Source organism: Pseudoalteromonas sp. ASV78, from assembly GCF_047806705.1.
GTDB lineage: Bacteria > Pseudomonadota > Gammaproteobacteria > Enterobacterales > Alteromonadaceae > Pseudoalteromonas > Pseudoalteromonas prydzensis_A.
Genome location: NZ_JBLOPA010000002.1, coordinates 330,580 through 349,516, shown reverse-complemented (window position 1 = coordinate 349,516; position 18,937 = coordinate 330,580). Strand labels below are relative to the sequence as shown.

14 protein-coding genes are annotated in these 18,937 nt (G+C 40.4%); 13 read left to right on the top strand and 1 reads right to left on the bottom strand.

Annotation, left to right across the window (positions count from 1 at the left end; translation table 11 throughout):
* Nucleotides 1-211: 211 nt before the first annotated feature.
* The 11 genes from ACMVDV_RS19625 (at nucleotide 212) to ACMVDV_RS19575 (ending at nucleotide 14,527) form a co-directional block, all read left to right on the top strand.
* Nucleotides 212-1,483: a sugar MFS transporter gene (locus ACMVDV_RS19625; protein ID WP_304182585.1), complete on the top strand. Its 1,272-nt coding sequence runs from the start codon at nucleotides 212-214 to the stop codon at nucleotides 1,481-1,483.
* A 442-nt stretch (nucleotides 1,484-1,925) separates the two neighbouring features.
* Nucleotides 1,926-3,815: a methyl-accepting chemotaxis protein gene (locus ACMVDV_RS19620; RefSeq protein WP_416159330.1), complete on the top strand. Its 1,890-nt coding sequence runs from the start codon at nucleotides 1,926-1,928 to the stop codon at nucleotides 3,813-3,815.
* Nucleotides 3,816-3,913: 98 nt separating this feature from the next.
* Nucleotides 3,914-4,531, top strand: coding sequence for a DsbA family protein (locus tag ACMVDV_RS19615; RefSeq protein ID WP_416159767.1), 618 nt, complete (start codon nucleotides 3,914-3,916; stop codon nucleotides 4,529-4,531).
* Between the two features lie 214 nt (nucleotides 4,532-4,745).
* Nucleotides 4,746-5,498: a DUF3450 domain-containing protein gene (locus tag ACMVDV_RS19610; RefSeq protein WP_416159329.1), complete on the top strand. Its 753-nt coding sequence runs from the start codon at nucleotides 4,746-4,748 to the stop codon at nucleotides 5,496-5,498.
* 9 nt (nucleotides 5,499-5,507) lie between these two features.
* Nucleotides 5,508-6,875 (top strand): MotA/TolQ/ExbB proton channel family protein, encoded by a 1,368-nt coding sequence (locus ACMVDV_RS19605; protein WP_416159328.1) that lies wholly within the window; start codon nucleotides 5,508-5,510, stop codon nucleotides 6,873-6,875.
* 3 nt (nucleotides 6,876-6,878) lie between these two features.
* Complete coding sequence (locus ACMVDV_RS19600; RefSeq protein ID WP_304182591.1) at nucleotides 6,879-7,406, top strand: MotA/TolQ/ExbB proton channel family protein; 528 nt, start codon at nucleotides 6,879-6,881, stop codon at nucleotides 7,404-7,406.
* A gap of 51 nt (nucleotides 7,407-7,457) precedes the next feature.
* Nucleotides 7,458-7,868 carry an ExbD/TolR family protein gene (locus ACMVDV_RS19595; RefSeq protein ID WP_064664908.1) on the top strand — a complete coding sequence of 137 codons (411 nt, stop codon included), beginning with the start codon at nucleotides 7,458-7,460 and terminating at the stop codon, nucleotides 7,866-7,868.
* A 10-nt stretch (nucleotides 7,869-7,878) separates the two neighbouring features.
* A complete protein-coding gene (locus tag ACMVDV_RS19590) occupies nucleotides 7,879-8,484 on the top strand; it encodes an energy transducer TonB (protein ID WP_304182593.1) in 606 nt (201 codons plus the stop codon).
* Between the two features lie 18 nt (nucleotides 8,485-8,502).
* Entirely contained in the window at nucleotides 8,503-9,810 is a 1,308-nt protein-coding gene (locus ACMVDV_RS19585) for a tetratricopeptide repeat protein (protein WP_416159327.1), read from the top strand.
* Nucleotides 9,811-10,123: 313 nt separating this feature from the next.
* Entirely contained in the window at nucleotides 10,124-11,731 is a 1,608-nt protein-coding gene (locus ACMVDV_RS19580) for a hypothetical protein (RefSeq protein ID WP_416159326.1), read from the top strand.
* Between the two features lie 72 nt (nucleotides 11,732-11,803).
* Nucleotides 11,804-14,527: a TonB-dependent receptor plug domain-containing protein gene (locus ACMVDV_RS19575; protein ID WP_416159325.1), complete on the top strand. Its 2,724-nt coding sequence runs from the start codon at nucleotides 11,804-11,806 to the stop codon at nucleotides 14,525-14,527.
* A 427-nt stretch (nucleotides 14,528-14,954) separates the two neighbouring features.
* Here ACMVDV_RS19575 and ACMVDV_RS19570 read toward each other — a convergent pair whose 3' ends face one another.
* A complete protein-coding gene (locus tag ACMVDV_RS19570; protein ID WP_304185803.1) occupies nucleotides 14,955-15,368 on the bottom strand; it encodes a hypothetical protein in 414 nt (137 codons plus the stop codon).
* A gap of 270 nt (nucleotides 15,369-15,638) precedes the next feature.
* Here ACMVDV_RS19570 and asd point away from each other — a divergent pair, with 270 nt between their 5' ends.
* Nucleotides 15,639-16,781: an aspartate-semialdehyde dehydrogenase gene (asd, locus tag ACMVDV_RS19565; RefSeq protein ID WP_304185801.1), complete on the top strand. Its 1,143-nt coding sequence runs from the start codon at nucleotides 15,639-15,641 to the stop codon at nucleotides 16,779-16,781.
* A gap of 180 nt (nucleotides 16,782-16,961) precedes the next feature.
* Nucleotides 16,962-18,920, top strand: a complete 1,959-nt coding sequence (locus ACMVDV_RS19560) for a methyl-accepting chemotaxis protein (protein WP_416159324.1) — start codon at nucleotides 16,962-16,964, stop codon at nucleotides 18,918-18,920.
* Nucleotides 18,921-18,937 lie beyond the last annotated feature (17 nt).

The following is an 18,937-nucleotide window of genomic DNA, read 5'->3' as shown; positions in this document are numbered from 1 at the left end:
AAATTATAGCAACCATTGAGCCGCTTGCTTAAAAGAGAGCGAATTAATCTAAATTCAGGGTTGCGAAGGCAAACAGATATTGAATAGTCACGCTAATAAATAAAGACGATAGCATCAACTCATATTTACGGAACGTTCCAAGTAATAATTTGTGATCTTCTTGTTGGAGTGTGTAAAATCAATCGCAACTTGTTAATGGAGTGAAAGTCACGTGAGTGAAATAAATACAAATAAAAGCTTTATCACCGAACAGTCGCAGCAAAATAAAAATTACCTGTTACCTTTAACCGCAATGACGACCCTGTTTTTTCTATGGGGATTCATTACTGTTTTAAATGATGTGTTGATCCCACGCTTAAAAGGGGTGTTTGATTTAAGCTACACAGAGGCGATGCTGGTGCAGTTTTGTTTCTTTGGTGCTTATTTTATTGTGTCATTACCAGCTGGCATATTGGTTAATAAATTTGGTTATAAAAATGGTGTGCTTACTGGTCTTATCGTTGCATCGCTAGGCTGTATGTTATTTTACCCTGCTGTGGTTGTACATGAATATTGGCTGTTTTTAACCGCTTTATTTGTACTTGCAGGTGGTATTACTGTATTGCAGGTATCTGCAAATCCATATGTTGCAGCACTGGGCCCTGAAAAAACAGCTTCGTCACGTTTAAACCTAGCACAAGCGCTTAATTCATTAGGTACTACCATTGGTCCCTATGTTGGTGGTATTTTATTTTTTGGCGCAGCGGGTTCGTTAACAGCAACCGCGGGGACCGCTGACTCAGTGAAAATTCCTTATTTAGTTTTAGCCGCGGCGTTGTTAACCATTGCTGTGGTTTTTGCTTTTTTAAAACTACCGGAAATAAAATCACATAAAGAAGAACTTGATTGTAAGGCGAAAGGTCATTCATTAACGCAAGCACCTCATTTAGTGATGGGAGTTGTGGGAATTTTTTGTTATGTAGGTGGCGAAGTAGCCATTGGTAGTTTTTTAGTTAACTTTTTCGGCGAAGCACATATCGCTGGTTTAGAAGAACATGCCGCCGCTGCTTTAATTGCCTATTATTGGGGCGGAGCAATGGTAGGGCGCTTTATAGGTTCAGCCTTGCTGCAAAAAATAGCCCCTTCAAAAGCCATCGCATTTAATGCGTTTGCAGTGATTGTTTTACTCCTAGTGACTATTTTCACACAAGGTAATATCGCATTATATGCAGTACTGTCGATTGGTTTATTTAACTCTATATTATTTCCAACTATCTTTTCAGTGGCTATCCAAGGGTTAGGCTCATTGACCAGTAAAGGCTCTGGTTGGTTGTGTTTAGCGATTGTAGGTGGGGCACTAATACCGTTAATTCAAGGCGTGGTTGCTGATGTTGTGAATATCCAGATCAGCTTTATCATACCTGCTTTGTGTTACGTTTTTATCGCTTGGTATGGACTAAATGTTGTTAAGCTCACTAATAAGTGGCAACAAACAGTTAATTAAGTTATAGGTCATTTGCAAAATGCATTTACACTACTGTCGATGCATTTTGCTGTTTCACTTCCCGCCAACTGATCCTCAGCGTTAAAAGTTGTTATCTGAGCTGCATAGATACAAAAATATAACACATTTAGCTATTTGCTATTGAATACGTATTCAATAGCAAAGGACTATAAAATAACTGGAACGATCCAGTGTTGATTATAGTCGCAAACAGCAACGAGCACGTCTTGCTTCAGTGTCACGTTATTAAGCTCACCTTTGTTTGGAATAGTAAATCCCCCCTGATTCACTGCATATATTCTCCAGTAGCGTGCTTTTGATCATGCTTTTGTCGTGTTTTTGTCCATAACATAGCAACTGTTGCCGAATAGATAAGACAAAGAGCCTTATTTTTGTTACAAAGAGACTTGCTAACAATGATAAAAACAAAAATAGGTATGTCATGCAAAGCTCGCTTAAATTTACCACTAAGGTAACCATTGCAGCGTCCGTTGTACTTGTGTTGGTATTAGGGTTATTTACTATAAATAATTTTATTTCAATGCGAGCACAAACACAGCAGCAACTGTCTTTAGTATTACAAGAAAGCTCTCAATCGGTTTCTCAAAATATAGCTAATTGGCTTAACAATAAACTCGCTATTATTAAATCGGTGGCTAACACCCATCAACAAAATGATACCAAGGCATTAACGCTTAGCCAGCTTAATACTGCGGAAATGGCGGGGAGTTTCAAAAATACTTATATAGGCAAGCCCGATGGAACATTTGTACTCAATGACCAAACGGTGGTGCTACCTGCAGATTACGATGCAACAACCCGCCCTTGGTATAAATTAGTTGAAAACAAAGCCACTACCGCTTTTACCACCCCTTATATTGATGTAACCACCAATGAATTAACTATCTCTGCGGTAGCGCCGATTTTAAATAATGGCAGTTTCAGTGGTGTTGCCGGTGCTGATATTGATATGGAAACCATCACTAAAATTGTCAATGAAATTGATTTTCTAGGTTTTGGTTATGGATTTTTACTCGACAGTAATGGCCGTATCTTAAGTCATCCTAATACTGATTTTAATGACCAGAATATGGCCAGTTTATTTGGTGAACGTTTGGCGTTAAACCCTGAATTCGTTGAACTTGAATTTAACGGTGACGATCATCTAGTTTCCTTTACGCGCATCAAAGGGATTGAAAATGTTGATTGGTATTTAGGTGTGGTGATCAATAAAGATATTGCGTTTTCATCGGTTGCTTCATTTCGAAACATGGCGGCAATTTATATGCTGTTAGGGATTGTCGCGACTATTTTAATGATGCAATTTTCACTGCGTTATTTAATGCGCCCTATGCAGCGTTTGAACGATGCGATTAAAGACATAGCCCAAGGCGAGGGAGATTTAACCCGCCGCTTAGAAATTGAAAATGATGACGAATTTGGTGAGCTCTCACGCTATTTTAATGCTTTTATAGATAAAATTCATACCTCTATCGAGCAAGTAAAAACCACTACCGTGGAACTAGAACGTTCAGTGGAAAGCTTAGTTGAGCAAACTCAGTCGACATTAACTATGTACAGCGATCAAACCAAACGTACAGACAGTGTTGCTACAGCCATAAATCAATTGTCATCCAGTGCAATTGAAATATCCAGTAGTGCAACCCATGCATCAACGCTTGCTACCGATGCAAACACCCAGTCAGAGCAAAGCCAAGGCTCGTTAAACGATAATATTAATGCCATCGGTGTGTTATCTAAAAATATGCGCCAAGCACAAGATATTATTAGTAATGTTGCAGAGCATTCGGCAAGTATCGGCCAGGTCCTTGAGGTGATCAAAGGTGTCAGTGAACAAACTAATTTACTCGCACTAAATGCTGCGATTGAAGCCGCTCGCGCTGGTGAAGCCGGGCGCGGGTTTGCCGTCGTTGCAGATGAAGTACGACAACTTGCTCATCGCACTCAACAATCAACACAAGAGATTGAAAACACAGTAAGTCAATTGCAACAGGGCTCAGCCAGTGCCGTTAAGGTAATGAAAGACAGTTTAGTCGAAAGTGAGAATAGCGTAAAACAAGCGCATGTAGCCGGTGATAAAATGGCGGCAGTTACGAGCGCAATTAAAGCCATTGATGATGTAAATCATGGTGTTGCCAATGCAACGACAGAGCAAAATCAAGTTATTCAATCATTAGATAATGACATTCATACAATCAGTGAGTTATCTCAACAAGGTCAGCTAAATTTAAATAATACCTTGGCAGAATGTACACGGCTAAAACTGCAATTTGATGAACTTGAGAAAATGGTACTACGTTTTAAAGTATAAATGATAACTATGGCCATGATTTTGGCCATCTACTAGTTATATCAAGAAACGTGAAGGTCGAAACAAAGTTGTTTCAAGCAATCAACAACAGGGCGATGATGAATAATACTAAGCTTATATACGTGCATGACCCAATGTGTAGCTGGTGTTGGGGCTTTAAAGAATGTTGGCAAAAAATTCAAGTGACGTTAGCTGATGAGCTTGAGATCATTTATAAAGTTGGTGGGCTTGCCGCTGATTCAGATCAGCCAATGCCCGAGCATATGCAGCTTTTTTTACAGCAAACTTGGCAGCGTATTAGTGTACAAACGGGTGCTAAATTTAACTTTGATTTTTGGACTCATTGTCAGCCTCGTCGAAGTACATACCCTGCTTGTCGCGCTGTGATCGCTGCGCGACAATTTAATAAAGAACAAGCAATGCTTGAAGCAATTCAACAGGGCTATTATTTGCAAGCACAAAACCCTTCGGACATAAGCTCACTTGTGCATTTTGCGCAGCAACTGGATATAGACAGCAGCGCATTTTTAACTTTGTTGCAAAGCGCACAACTTGAGCAGCAGTTTCAACAAGAGCTAGTGTATGTACAGCAACTTCCAGTGCAAGGTTTTCCTTCATTAGTACTGCTACATAAGCAGCAGTACTATGCTATTGCCATAAATTATACCGATGCAGACCAGGTTATTACCGATATTCGCACTGTACTTGCCTCATAACATACCACTAATTCTTTGCTCGGATACTACCTCCAATTCAGCTTACCTTGCCTGCAGAGAGTGATTTATTCTCTGTCATTGTAGTAATTTATTGCCTTTGTCATAAAACAGACTTTTTAGCGCAACACCTCTGTCATTTTTCACCTATAGAATCTCGTTCATTGATATTAAGCAACTAGCAAATCCGCTAATTTAACGAGTAAAGGTGTATGCGATGAAAGGCGTTAAACCATTGATATTAGCTAGTATTGTTGCCATGAGTGCGACAGTGCAAGCAAATGATCTAAATAAGGTTATCGATAAAAGCAGTGAAATTAATCAATCAGCTGCGCAATCACAAACAAAAATAGACAAGATTGCAGATTCAATGCAAGGGCGTTTGCAACAGTTTAAAACTCTCAATAAAGAAATTGATGGTTTAACTGTTTATAACGCACAGCTAAGTAAACAGCTTAGTAATCAAATAAGTGAAATGGAAGCCATTAATCTATCAATGGATCAGGTTTCTATTATTGAACGTCAAATTACGCCATTAATGCTGCGCATGATCACCGGCCTTGAGCAATTTGTTGCCCTTGATGTGCCATTTTTAACGGACGAGCGTGAAAAGCGTATCGCATCTTTAAAAGACATGATGAATCGTGCTGACATTAATTCAAGTGAAAAATTCCGCCGTGTGTTAGAAGCCTATCAAGTTGAAGTGGACTACGGTCGTACTATCGAAGCGTATACCGCGTTATTAGATGTTGATGGCAAAGAGCGTGAAGTAGACTTTCTACGGATTGGTCGTTTAGAGCTAATTTACCTTACTCGCGATGGTAAAAAAGCGGGCACATGGGACGCAACCAGCAAACAGTTTGTTGCTCTTGATGACTCAACAATCAGCCAAATTAGTAAAGGTTTACGTATTGCGCGTAAGCAACTAGCCCCAGATATGTTAACACTGCCAGTACACGCTGCGGAATAAGAGGTTAAAATGAAACTTTTCACAAAAATGACCAAAATTGCTTTATTAAGCGCCACGCTGGGCTTTGTTGGTAATAGCGTTGCCGCAGATGCAATGGATTTAGACTCACTATTAAAAACCCTTGAGCAAGGCAAATCAGCGCAATCTGCGCAAAACAAACAACGTGAGCAAGAATTTGCTGCGCGTCAAAATGAGCAAGTACAGACCCTAAAAGATACTCAAGCTAAACGTAATCAAATGCTTGGCGAGTCTGAACGTCTTGAAACTCAATTTGAAGAAAATGAAATAAAACTAGCTAACCTCACTGATACTTTATCAAAGCGCATGGGCTCATTAAAAGAGTTGTTTGGTGTGCTGCAGCAAGTGGCTGGTGACTCAAGTAATAAATTTGCGACTTCAGTAGTATCTGCTCAGTTACCAGGGCGCGGCGCATTTATGGATGAATTGGCGCAAAAAATGGGCTCGACTTCTCAACTTGCGTCAATCGAAGACATTGAAAAAGTATGGTTTGAACTGCAACGCGAAATGACTGAGCAAGGCAAAGTATCACGCTTTACTACCGATGTTATTGTTGAAGGCGGTAACAAAGCGAAGCAGGAAGTGATGCGTGTTGGTGCGTTTAACTTAATTTCACAAGGTAAATACCTTGAGTACAACACCAGCACTAATACGATAAGTGAACTTACTCGTCAACCTGTTGGCCGTTACACCTCAACGGCGAGTGATTTACAACAAGCTAAATCAGGCACTGTGCAATTTGCCCTTGACCCAACCGGTGGCTCTATCCTTGGTTTATTGGTACAAGCACCTGATACTACAGAGCAAGTTCATCAAGGTGGCGCAGTAGGTTACGTGATTTTAGGTGTTGGTTTACTGGCATTACTGATCGCAATTGAACGCTTTATTTCATTGATGTTGATGGGTGGCAAAATTCGTCGTCAACTTAAAGATGCTGTGCCGCGTGATGACAACCCACTTGGTCGTGTAATGAAAGTCAAAGATCAATATCCAGATGTCGCTTATGACACGCTTGAACTTAAATTAAGCGAAGCGATTTTACGTGAAATGCCAAAAATCACGCGTAACTTAACGCTTATCAAAATTATCTCAGTGGTTGCCCCGCTGCTCGGTCTACTTGGTACGGTTACCGGTATGATCAATACCTTCCAAGCAATTACCCTGTTTGGTACTGGTGACCCTAAATTGATGGCTGGTGGTATTTCGCAAGCACTTGTTACTACGGTACTTGGTCTGGTTGTGGCTATTCCTACGGTATTTTTATACACCTTACTTAATACTCGCTCAAAGAATTTATTGCTTATTTTACAAGAGCAAAGCGCGGGTATTATCGCTGAGCGTAGCGAAAAGGGAGCGTAACCCATGGTGCTATTGATTGACTCAATCAATGCTATCCGTGATTTTCTCGACACCGGTGGCCAAGTTCTGTTGGTCATCGGAGTGTTAATCTTCGCGATGTGGTTATTGATACTCGAGCGATTTATTTATTTCTTTAATGGTTTTCGCAGTTACAAACATGCCGTTAAAAGTAGTTGGACAGGCCGCGTTGAGCGTAACAGCTGGAATGCAGAGCAAATACGCCAAGCCACGATTTCTCGCGCAGGGATGAAGCTAAACAGCAACTTAGCGCTGATCAATGTGATGGTTGCTTTATGTCCTTTGTTGGGGTTACTCGGTACGGTGACAGGGATGATAGAAGTATTTGATGTGATGGCAATTACCGGAACGGGCAGTGCACGTTCAATGGCATCAGGTGTATCGAAAGCAACTATCCCAACTATGGCCGGTATGGTCGGTGCGTTATCGGGGGTGTTTGCCTCAACCTACTTACAACGTAAAGCGAAGCGTGAAGTTGCACTACTTGAAGACAGCATGGTTTTAGACCATTAAAACAACAATTTTTAGTATGTGGCGACAGCCACATGCAATCAGGAGAATAAAATGAGAGCCCCATTAGGAAGCCTTTTTCAAGAAGATGAAGCAGAAGAAATTAACATGACACCAATGCTTGATGTTGTCTTCATTATGCTTATTTTCTTCATTGTAACTGCCTCTTTTGTAAAAGAAGCTGGCATAGATGTAAATCGCCCAGAAGCAGCCACCGCGGTAAAGAAAGAACGCGCTAATATCTTAGTGGCGATTTCTGACAAAGGGGAGATTTGGATCAATAAACGTCAAATTGATGTACGAGCCGTGCAGGCGAATATTGAGCGTTTAAAAGCTGAAAATCCACAAGGTAGTGTGGTTATCCAAGCTGATAAAAAAGCTACCACAGATACCCTTATTAAAGTGATGGATGCAGCACGCGCCGCTGGTGTATTTGATGTGTCTATTGCGGCACAAGAAGCCTAAGGAAGCCATAATGCGTTATTTAGTAGCATTATTAGTTGCCGGTGTCGTCACCTTTATGTTGTTTTTAGGCATGCAGGCACTGATCACCGGTGGTGAAGGGGCGATGACGGAGCCGGCCAAGGGCAATGTGCTTGATTTTGTACGCTTGAAAAAAGAAGAAACCGTGCAAAAGAAAGAACGTAAACCGCAAAAACCACCGACCCCAAAAGAGCCGCCACCGCCAATGGAGTCACCGCAAATGCAAAACAGTGATCCCAATGCCGCGGCGTCTAATTTTGACTTTGGTGCCAGTGTGGATGCGGATGTAAGTCTCAGTGGCGGGCTGGCACTTGATTCAAGTGATGGTGAATACCTACCGATTGTGAAGGTCGCGCCAGTTTACCCGCGCAGAGCTTTATCGCGTGGTATTGAAGGGTATGTGATTGTTGAGTTCACAGTAACCAAGCAAGGCACAGTGCGTGACGCCAAAGTGGTGAGAGCTGAACCTGAATCATTGTTTGACCAAGCCGCTATTGATGCAGCACTTAAATTTAAATATAAACCACGCGTGATCGATGGTGAAGCCGTTGAAGTTGCGGGTGTACAGAATAAAATTTCTTTCCAAATTAACGGCTAGAAACAGAGGATTGCGATTATGAAATTATTAAAAACAGCATTAGTGTGTACTTTTGCGATAGGCACCAGTGTTGCGCTGCCAAGTTTAGTCTCTATGTTGCCTGGTGTTACGCTTGGTAGCGTTTATGCACAAGAGCAAAAAACCACCAAGGTGCCGGCACTGCGTGAAAAAGTGTATAGCCAATTAGCTCGCGCACAAAAGTTAGCCGATGATGGCGACACAACAGCGGGACTTGAGGCGCTTGATAGCATCAAAGAACGTTCATCAAGTATGAACTCCTATGAAATCGCCATGATGCATAATTTTTATGGCTTCATTTATTACAACGAAAATGATTTGTCTAAGGCGATTGCAGCATTTGAGAAAGTGATAGCAGAAGAGGGTATTCCTGAAACGTTACGTTTAAGTACCACCTTTAGCTTAGCGCAATTGGCGATGGCTAATAGTGACTATAATAAAGTTATTGATTTTTTAGCACAGTGGGATGCTATCAACACTAAGCCTAAAACTGATGCGTATTATGTACTTAAATCACAAGCGTATTATCAGTTAAAAGATTACCAAAAAGGCATTGATAATATTAATTTAGCGATTGCCCAAAGCGATAGCGAAGGCAAACAGCCAAAAGAAAACTGGTTAGTATTACAGCGTGCTATGTATTATTCGCTTAACCAGACCGACAATGTTGTTGCTGTGTTAGAGCGTATGGTTAAGCTTTATAACAAGCCAGAATACTGGGTGCAACTTGGTGGTATGTATGGTGAAACAGGGAAAGAAAAACAACAGTTAGCAGTACTTGAAGCCGCTTATCAGCAAGGTTTTTTGACCTCTAAATCAGATTTACGCCAACTTGCCCAAGTGTATTTATATAACGGTTTAGCGTTTAAAGCGGCTGATGTGATGAGTAAAGCGATTGAGACAGGCGTTGCGGAAAAGTCAGCGAAAAATTACGCTTTTATCGCAGAAGCCATGATACAAGCAAAAGAAGATGAAAAATCTGTTAGTTATTTTGCAAAAGCGGCCGATCTTTCAAGCCATGGCAAGTATGAACAGCGTATGGCCGAAGTGTATGTGAATCTTGAAAAGTACGAAGATGCAGCAGATGCTGCGCGTAAAGCGCTTGATAAAGGTTCGCTTGATTTTGAATCAAACGCCTATGTTGCATTAGGCATGGCACAGTATAGTTTACAAAATTTTGATGCGTCTATTTTAGCATTCGAACAAGCTGAGAAACATAAAAAATCACAGCGACTCGCCGAGCAATGGATCAAATATGTCAAGCGTGAAAAGTTACACGCTGAAACATTGCGTACCGCATTGTTATAAGTAAATGTGGGGCTAAAAAGCGCCATATTAACTGCAACGATTTAATTACAAAACCCGTTTTATAATCGCAACACCAAAACCGCCCTAGGGCGGTTTTTTTCGTTTAAATTTATCCTAACAGGTTGTTATTTAAATAAATTAGATTGTCATGTTATGTTTATTAAAATGTAACTGTATTGTCATACACCTCCCGTATTGTAGTCCTCGTTGAAAAACTCAAGTGACCTTAAAGCATGGCTTGCGTGTTTTAAGGTGACTTGGGTTTTTACTTAATGCGCTAATAAAATAATTAAATACTTTAACGGAGTGAACAATGAAATTATCTGGTTTATTTAAAATCAGCCTTGTGGCTACTGCAATTACACTCGCTGGCTGTGGCGGTGGTGATATTAATGTTACACCTACAACAGTTGATAACAGTGTAGACAACTCAGTGACTAACCCAGGTGGCGATAATGGTGGTGAGACCGTATCGTGTGCAACATACACATTAGATGGAGCTACATTTAAAGGTGAAGCTGAGGGCGTTAACTGTATTTACAGTCAAGCTTTCGCAAGCAATGCAAAAGAAATTACCAGTTCTTTTGTTATTCCTGCATTAGATAATGATGGCGTGCATGTTTTTGAAGGTGCGTTGTTTATTGGTGATGATGTTGATACATCAACAGGTGCAGTCATTGATAGCGATGGACCTACACTTTCTATTGAAGCTGGAGCGACAATTGCTTTTACTAAGCCTGAAAGTTTCATACGTGTTGCCCGTGGCGCTAATATTGAAGCAATTGGTGAGGTAGACAAACCAATTGTTTTCACTAGCATCAAAGAAGTTGATGGTGATGACTCAACAACCGCACAAATTGGTGACTGGGGTGGCGTTCAAGTAAATGGACGTGGTCATTCTATTCGTTGTACAGCTGCAGCAGCTGCGCAGGATATGTGTAACCATGCTGCTGAAGGCATTGTGTCGTATTATGGTGGTAATGATCCGCAAGATAGCAGCGGTATCCTAAAGCATATAGTTATTAAATATGCGGGTTTTGGTGTTGAAGGTGATGAACTCAATGGTTTAACCCTTAATGCTGTAGGTTCAGGCACAACGATTGATTACGTGCATGTTCATAATGGTTTTGATGATGGCATAGAGCTTTTTGGTGGTAGCGTTAACCTCAAACATATTGTTATCACTGATACAGGTGATGATGGTATTGACTGGGATGAAGGCTGGAAAGGCTATGGACAATTTATTCTTGTACGTTCAAATGAGTATGGTAACCATGGCTTTGAAACAGATGGAGCGAAAGTTGATCCATTATCAGCCGATGCGCAAGATTTAGTAACGACTGTTTCTAATCCAACAATTGCTAATGCAACGGTTGTAACTACTGGCGATCAAGGAGCTGAAGGGCGTCGTACTGGTGCTGGTATGGAAATGAAAGAATGGGGTAAAGCGCAATTAGCTAATATGCTATTTGTAAACTCTTCATCTGTAGATGGTGCTGGCTGTTTTGATTTATATAATGAAAAAGACCAATCAGGGGATGCAGGCGTTCATGCGAATGCAAATAATGGCGATATCGCATTTATGAGCTCAATATTTGCGTGTGGTAAGAATTTTGAAGACGTAAATACTCCTTTAACTGACTCGTTAGCAAATTTTGATATTACTTCTTGGTTTACTGGTGGCGAGAATAACCAGTTAATTGGCTTTGCTGATTTTGCAAATGTGCTTGCTGCTGATGGTGTTTCAACAGCTGCAACTATTACTGATTCACAAGGTACTGCAGTAGCCACAACAGCTAAAGATATGAGTGAAGTTAACTCTTTCTTTACTAACGCGGGCTATATTGGTGCACTTAAAGAAGGTGAATCAAGTGAGTGGGCTGATTTTGTTGCCGCATCTTTACAACGCGCTAGTAATTAATCTAGACCGGCTCTAATTATAAGGCGCTACGGCGCCTTTTTTAAGGGAATTTTAGGTTTAGAGGATATAAATATGAAACATCAAAAGCAGTTTAAAACCAATCTAATAACTTTATCTCTGCTCTCCCTTTTTTCTTCATTTCATTCTTTCGCTGATCAAGCACAAGAAATAATAAATGAAGACGCGATAGAAGAAGTTGTTGCAACAGGTACACGCCTTAAAGGCAGTGCCAGTGCGGTAATTGATGAACGTAAAAATCAGGCATTCGTTGCTGATATAATGGGTTCAGAGCAAATATCTAGAACGGGCGACAGTGATGCAGCTTCGGCACTTCGCCGTGTTACAGGCTTATCATTAGTTAACGATAAGTTTATCTATGTACGCGGGTTAGGTGAGCGTTACTCAAGCGTACGTTTAAATGGTGCGGTAGTGCCAAGCCCGGATCTAACCCGAAATGTAATTCCACTTGATATTTTCCCAGCAAGTATTATTGAATCCTTGGCTGTACAAAAAGCCTATTCACCTAATATGCCAGCGGCTTTTGGTGGTGGTGACGTTAATATCAGAACCAAGAGCATTCCAAGTGATACTTTATTTAAAGTTGAGATTGGTGCTAGCTATAAAGATACAAACGATGAAGGCTATACATACAATGGCGGCAGTGATGACTGGTTAGGTAAAGATGATGGTACACGCGCATTACCTGGTTCAGTTAAGACAGCGCTAAATACCTATATCAATGGCTTGTCTGATATTTCATACAGAAATATCAGAGATGTAGAGTCAAGACGTCAGGGGGCTGATATTGGCCAAGCTGCTGCGATAGACTTAAATAAAAGTTTAGCAAAAGCACTACCAAGAGATTTTGGCTTGGAGAAAGAAAGCTTAAATCCTGATGCAGGTATAAAAGCTGTGTATGGTGATCGTTTTGATAACTTATTTGGCTTAGACGGCTCGTTTGGTTTCTTAGCGTCAGTTGCCTATGAAAATGAATGGTCCAATGCTGAGAAGTTTAGTGCGGTACTTTCTTCTGTTGACGCATCTGAATCCGAATGTTCAAAAGATGACTTTACTTGTTACTCTGCAACAGAGAAAGAAGTGTCAACCAAGCATAATATAAAGTTAAATAGCTCTCTAAATTTAGGTTATAAAATTGGAGGCCATGATTTAACAGCAACTTATATGATGTTACGAGATACTGAAGATGAAGCTTCTGTTGCGCTTTACCAAGAACCTTCAAAGTCATTAAGTATTGATGCTGGGCAGTTGCAGCGTAGTCACTTAACCTCTTTTGAGGAACGAGAACTTGAAATACTTCAACTTCGTGGTATGCACAATTTAGATTGGGGTTTTCTTGAAGGTGTTGGTGTAGATTGGCAGTATACTGACTCAACAGCGACTACAAGTATACCTGGTGAGCTTAAAGTAACGGTTCGTGATGAGTACTTAGATGGCGAATATCAACGTACTTTTTACAATGGTAGCTTAGGTGGTAATCCTTATTTGTATCGATTTGTTGAGCTAGAAGACGATGTTGAAAACTGGGGCGTCAATGTAAACAAAGTTTTTTACTTTGATAACGCCGAAGTAGAAATTGCGGGTGGTGGTTATTTTGTTGAAAAAACACGTGATTACCGCACAGACTTTTTTAACTATCGCTTTAGCCAAACTCAGTCTTTAGATTTAGCACAAAGTGAAGACGAAGCACTTTCAATTGGTAGTTTTTTTGCTGACGATGCTGTTATTGATTCAACGGATGTCGAGTTATTGTTCCAAGAACCAACCGCCGATGATTACTTAGCAGCGCAAATGATTGATGCTTATTACGGCTCTTTTGACATCACGTTTGCTCAAGATTGGCGTTTAAGTGGTGGTGTGCGTTACGAGGACTTCCGCCAAGTTGCGCTTGCTTTTTCTCGCTCAGCATTTGATCCTGCTCTACTAGCAGATAAATTAAGTGCAGATGCGATAGAACAAGCAAGTGTGATGGAAGATGAGTATTTTACTTCGTTATCTATGACATATAGTCAGCAATCGTATCAAGTTCGTTTTGGTTATGGTAGCACGGTTGTACGTCCAGATTTGCGAGAGCTAAGCCCTGTTCAATTCCAAGATCCGCTTACTGGTTATCGAACTCTTGGTAATCCATTCTTAGAATCTAGCTATTTAGATAACTTTGATGCACGTATCGAATTTTATATGGACAATGGCGATAATTACTCAATTGGCGCATTCTATAAAGATATTGATAACCCAATCGAAGCGCTATTAACAGAAAGCGACGGCCGTTTTACTTTGCAGTTTGATAATGCAGATACAGCCTATGTTTACGGTATTGAAGCTGAATGGTTAACTGAGTTGCACAGTGATTTATTAGGAGGTGCTTTCTTTACTTCTGGTAATTTAACGCTCAGTGATTCAGAAGTTGAAATTGCAGAAGAACAGCGCGCCGATCTTACGAATCTAAAGCGACGTATGACGGGGCATTCAAAGTATGTTGCCAACTTACAACTGAATTACGATTCACATGATGGCATGCATCAAGCCTCTGTTATCTACAATGTATTTGGTGATCGTATTTTAGCTGCGGGTGTTAATAACTTTGATGACGCTTACGAACAACCTTTAAACTCGTTAGACATGGTTTATAGTTATTACCCAACGTTTAATACCACACTAACACTTAAAGTGAAAAATATGTTGGGACAAAACTTTGAAGTTGAACAAAATGACGTATTAATTCGTTCTGAAGAAACACCTAGAGAATTAAGTGTGAGCTTTAGTTACGAGTTTTAAAGTCATCTAATAAAGGCAACTACAATAAGCCATTATTACCCTAGCCCTGCCAAGTGTAGGGCTTTTTATTATCTGCTGTTTGTAAAACGGGTGGTTGTGTCGTAATAGGGTTGATTAAATAGCCTTCAATTAGAGTTACCCCAAGTCACTGTAAAGACAACTAATAGCATAACTCATAGGAATAATGATAAGTTAACGCTAGCTTATCAAGATAGTCAATTTGGTCAAATTTTAGAAAGGCTTGCTGAAGCTAAAGATTCAGGGGCGTCTGTAAAAATTTATATACTAGAGGAGTTTAACGGTGATGATGCGCAAAGTTGTAGTGATGGCGTTACTGATTATATAGGCTCAGTTCATCGTCTCTAAGGTAGTAAATAGCTAGTAGCCCTGTAACTGATACAGGGCTATAATTTTATAATTCAATACTTTATTGGCACTTTATAGTTGCATAAAGCGGGTAACATTGATTTTTACTACCCGTGCTTTTCATTCCCCATGTTTGGTTATACCAATCAAAGTCTCCATAGGCGCTTTCATCTTCTCCGCAGGTAATTGTGCTTCCAGAGATTTCTTGGTTGTGACCACGCTCTTCACAAAATTGATTTCCATTTGTAGAGCCAACAAAAAACAGCTCTAAGCGTCCATTTATCCACACCTTTGGACTGTAATAGGTTGTTGCAGTATTGATTAATACGCCTTGTTGTTCTTCCATATTTATTTCTGCGCGCTCAAAAGATACTTTTTCATTTTCTTTTAGCGTTATTGTGCTCGCTGAAAGTGTTGTATCTGCAAATACATTAAGTGATGCTAAAGCAAGTACAGCGAAAGTAAGTGTCTTCATTATCTTTTCCTTTAGTTGAATGTAGAATTACACAAAACATCTTTATCTAATGTGCTTACTAAGCTTGGTAAATATAGGTTTCAACAAGGTTAAGCTTTTATTAAAGTTTAAAATAAATGCTGTATGTTATTGCACAGTTTTACATTATGAAAAATATTTAAGTTACAGTTTATTGACTAGTTTTAGTGTGCTGGTGGTGTTAGCTTAGGAGGCTATAAAAATTAAATCTCACGCAATGAATTTTAATTTTTAACGTATTAGGTATTTCTTATGACTCAAACAGTGGAACAAACAATGAAAAAAGTAGGATTGGTCGGATGGCGGGGCATGGTTGGCTCTGTGTTATTAGAGCGTATGCAACAAGAAAATGATTTTGCTAATATCGATACTACTTTTTTTACTACTTCGCAAACCGGTCAACTTGGCCCTGATTTAGCGGGTCCTGCAAAACCATTACTTGATGCAATGGATGTTGAATCGCTGGCAAAAATGGACATCATTATTACCTGCCAAGGTGGCGATTATACCAAAGCTGTATACCCACAATTACGTGAAGCGGGTTGGCACGGGTTTTGGATTGATGCTGCATCAGCACTGCGGATGAGCGACGACAGTATTATTGTCCTTGATCCGGTCAACAAAGACGTCATTGAGCAAGGTTTACAGCAAGGTGTTAAAACCTATGTGGGTGGTAACTGCACCGTTTCATTGATGTTACTCGCATTAGGCGGTTTATTTGAGCAAGACCTGATTGAATGGGTAAGCCCAATGACTTATCAAGCAGCATCAGGTGCCGGTGCCCGTAATATGAAAGAGCTGATTGCGCAAATGGGCTCTATTCATGCAAGCGTGGCTGATAAGCTGGCCGATCCACAAGCAGCGATTTTAGAAATTGATAAACTAGTCACACAGCAAATTGCCTCAAGCGATTTACCGCAAGACCAATTTGGCGTGCCGTTAGCAGGCAGCTTAATTCCATGGATTGATGTGCCAATGCCATCAGGTCAATCAAAAGAAGAATGGAAAGCGCAAGTTGAAGCAAATAAAATTTTAGGTTCAAGTAAACAGCCGGTGCCAATTGATGGTTTATGTGTGCGTATTGGCGCAATGCGTTGTCACTCACAAGCGATGACCATTAAACTACGCGAAGACATTAGCGTTGAGAAAATCGAACAGATTTTGGCATCACATAATGAGTGGGTTAAAGTTATCCCGAATGAGCGTGACATTACGGCTACAGATTTAACTCCAGTTAAAGTCACTGGCACGTTAAGTATTCCGGTAGGGCGTATTCGTAAATTAGCAATGGGCCCTAAATACATTAGTGCGTTCACCGTTGGTGACCAATTATTATGGGGCGCCGCCGAGCCACTGCGTCGCATGCTGCGTATTATTGTTGATAACAAACATTAGTTTACCAGCAGCCATTTATTCTAGTTAATATAGGGGGCTGGCAATGTGCCAGCCCTTTTGCTGTTGTCTTTTTGCATCGCTTTAGTTTTGTCACTGCTTAGTTAATTTAGTTAGATCGTTTCTTGCTGAATACTCAATAGCTTACTATCTTTATGGGAGTCTCTATTTGGCCTCCTATGTATGAATATATCAAAAAAATTAAAACTATCTTTTGCCTCAGCCATCGCCTTACCTCTTTTTATTATTGCAGCCCTTGTTATCACGCAAACAAGAGAACAAGCTATTGATAACTTTGCGCAAATGAGCGAAAGAGAAGCACGGCAAATAGATAATGGTATCGCTATATTTTTTGCCGAAATAGAAAAAAATGTTGCTTATCTAGCTTCACATCAAATGGTCTTAGCTGCTAAGCAAGATGTCAAAACTCATGTCGATACAAATAATTCGGTGATGCTAAAACATCTTCAGGGCAGCAGTGTTGAACGTGCCGCATTTCAACAGTTTGATCACTTCGGCCAAACTCACCCTGGACTTGCTTATATTTATATGGGCAATGAACAAGGTGGCTATATTCAGTGGCCAGCGGGAGAAGTTAATGCCAATTATGACCCACGCTCTCGACCTTGGTATTTAGCAGGTAAATCTGCGGGCGGTAAAACGGTTCGCACCAGTGCTTACTATTGGGCAGCTGACGATATGGTTATTGTCTCTACTGTAAAAGCAATAAAAGATAATGGACAAATTATCGGTGTACAGGGAATGGATGTTTCTTTGCAAGGACTGACAGAAATGATTGCCAATATTAAGCTGGGTGAAACTGGTTACTTAATGCTGATTGAAGATACGGGAAATGTACTTGTTGATGTTAAAAATGAAGATTTTCGTTTTAAACGTTTAGCTGATATTGCGGGTGGGAAGTACAAGCAGTTAGCTGCTAATACCCAAGGTCAGTTTGAAATTGTTATTAATAACAAAGATTTTATTGCCAATATATATACTTCAGCTAAGTTGGGCTGGAAATTTATTGGTTTAGTTGAAAAGTCAGAGGTGATGAGCGCCGCAAACACCATGACCTTTACAATTTTAATTATTAGTGCGGTGCTAATTATTGTATTCATTTTGATCGCAAGTTATATCTCAAAAGTAATTTCTTCACCTATAGTTGAAGTCAGTGATGGTCTGGCTGAAATTGCGCAAGGCGGTGGTGATCTAACTCGACGGCTCACAATAACAACCAAAGATGAAACGGCAAAGCTTGCCAATAGTTTTAATCTGTTTTTAAACTTGATTGCTGAGCTTGTTACTCAAATCAATGAATGTGCTAAAGATGTGTCTGATGCATCGCAACAAACGTCGTCACAGGCAGGACAGTTAACAGGGGCAACTTCACAACAGCAACAAGCACTGGAAATGGCTGCCACGGCAATTAACGAAATGGCTGCGACTGCCAATGAAGTGTCGGCAAGTTGTGCTAATGCTGCTGATCTTGCAATGCAAACGCAACAAGCGTCAGAGCTTGGTCAATCGGTGATCACACAAACAGTGCAAAGTGTTGAGCAACTCTCTGTGGTGATCACCAAAGCCAGTGCTGATATTTCGCAGCTTGACGCTGAAAGTGAAAACATCATGTCGATTTTGAATGTTATTCGCGGTATTTCAGAACAAACAAATTTACTTGCACTTAATGCCGCCATTGAAGCTGCAAGGGCTGGAGAGCATGGCAGAGGCTTTGCAGTCGTAGCCGATGAAGTACGCGCATTATCGCAACGTACTGCTGAATCAACGCAAGAGATTGCATCACAGCTAGATAAGCTACGTAGTATGTCTGCGCAAGTGTCCAATGAAATGAACCGCAGTCTTGAAAGTACGCATAAAACAGTGGAGCTATCGCACTCGGCGCAGCAACAGTTTGCTGAGATCACCACATCGATTGCAACTATCAGTGATTTAAACACACAAATAGCGACCGCAGCTGAAGAGCAACAACATGTTGCGGAAGACATTAATCGTAATGTTACAGAGATAAAAAATGTTGCTGATGATGTCAGTGATATTGCTAATGCGACTCATGAAAATGGCGATAAAATGAATCGACTTTCGTCAGTATTAACCGAGTTGGTAGGCAGATTTAAAGTGTAACTAATAGGCCAGCTAAG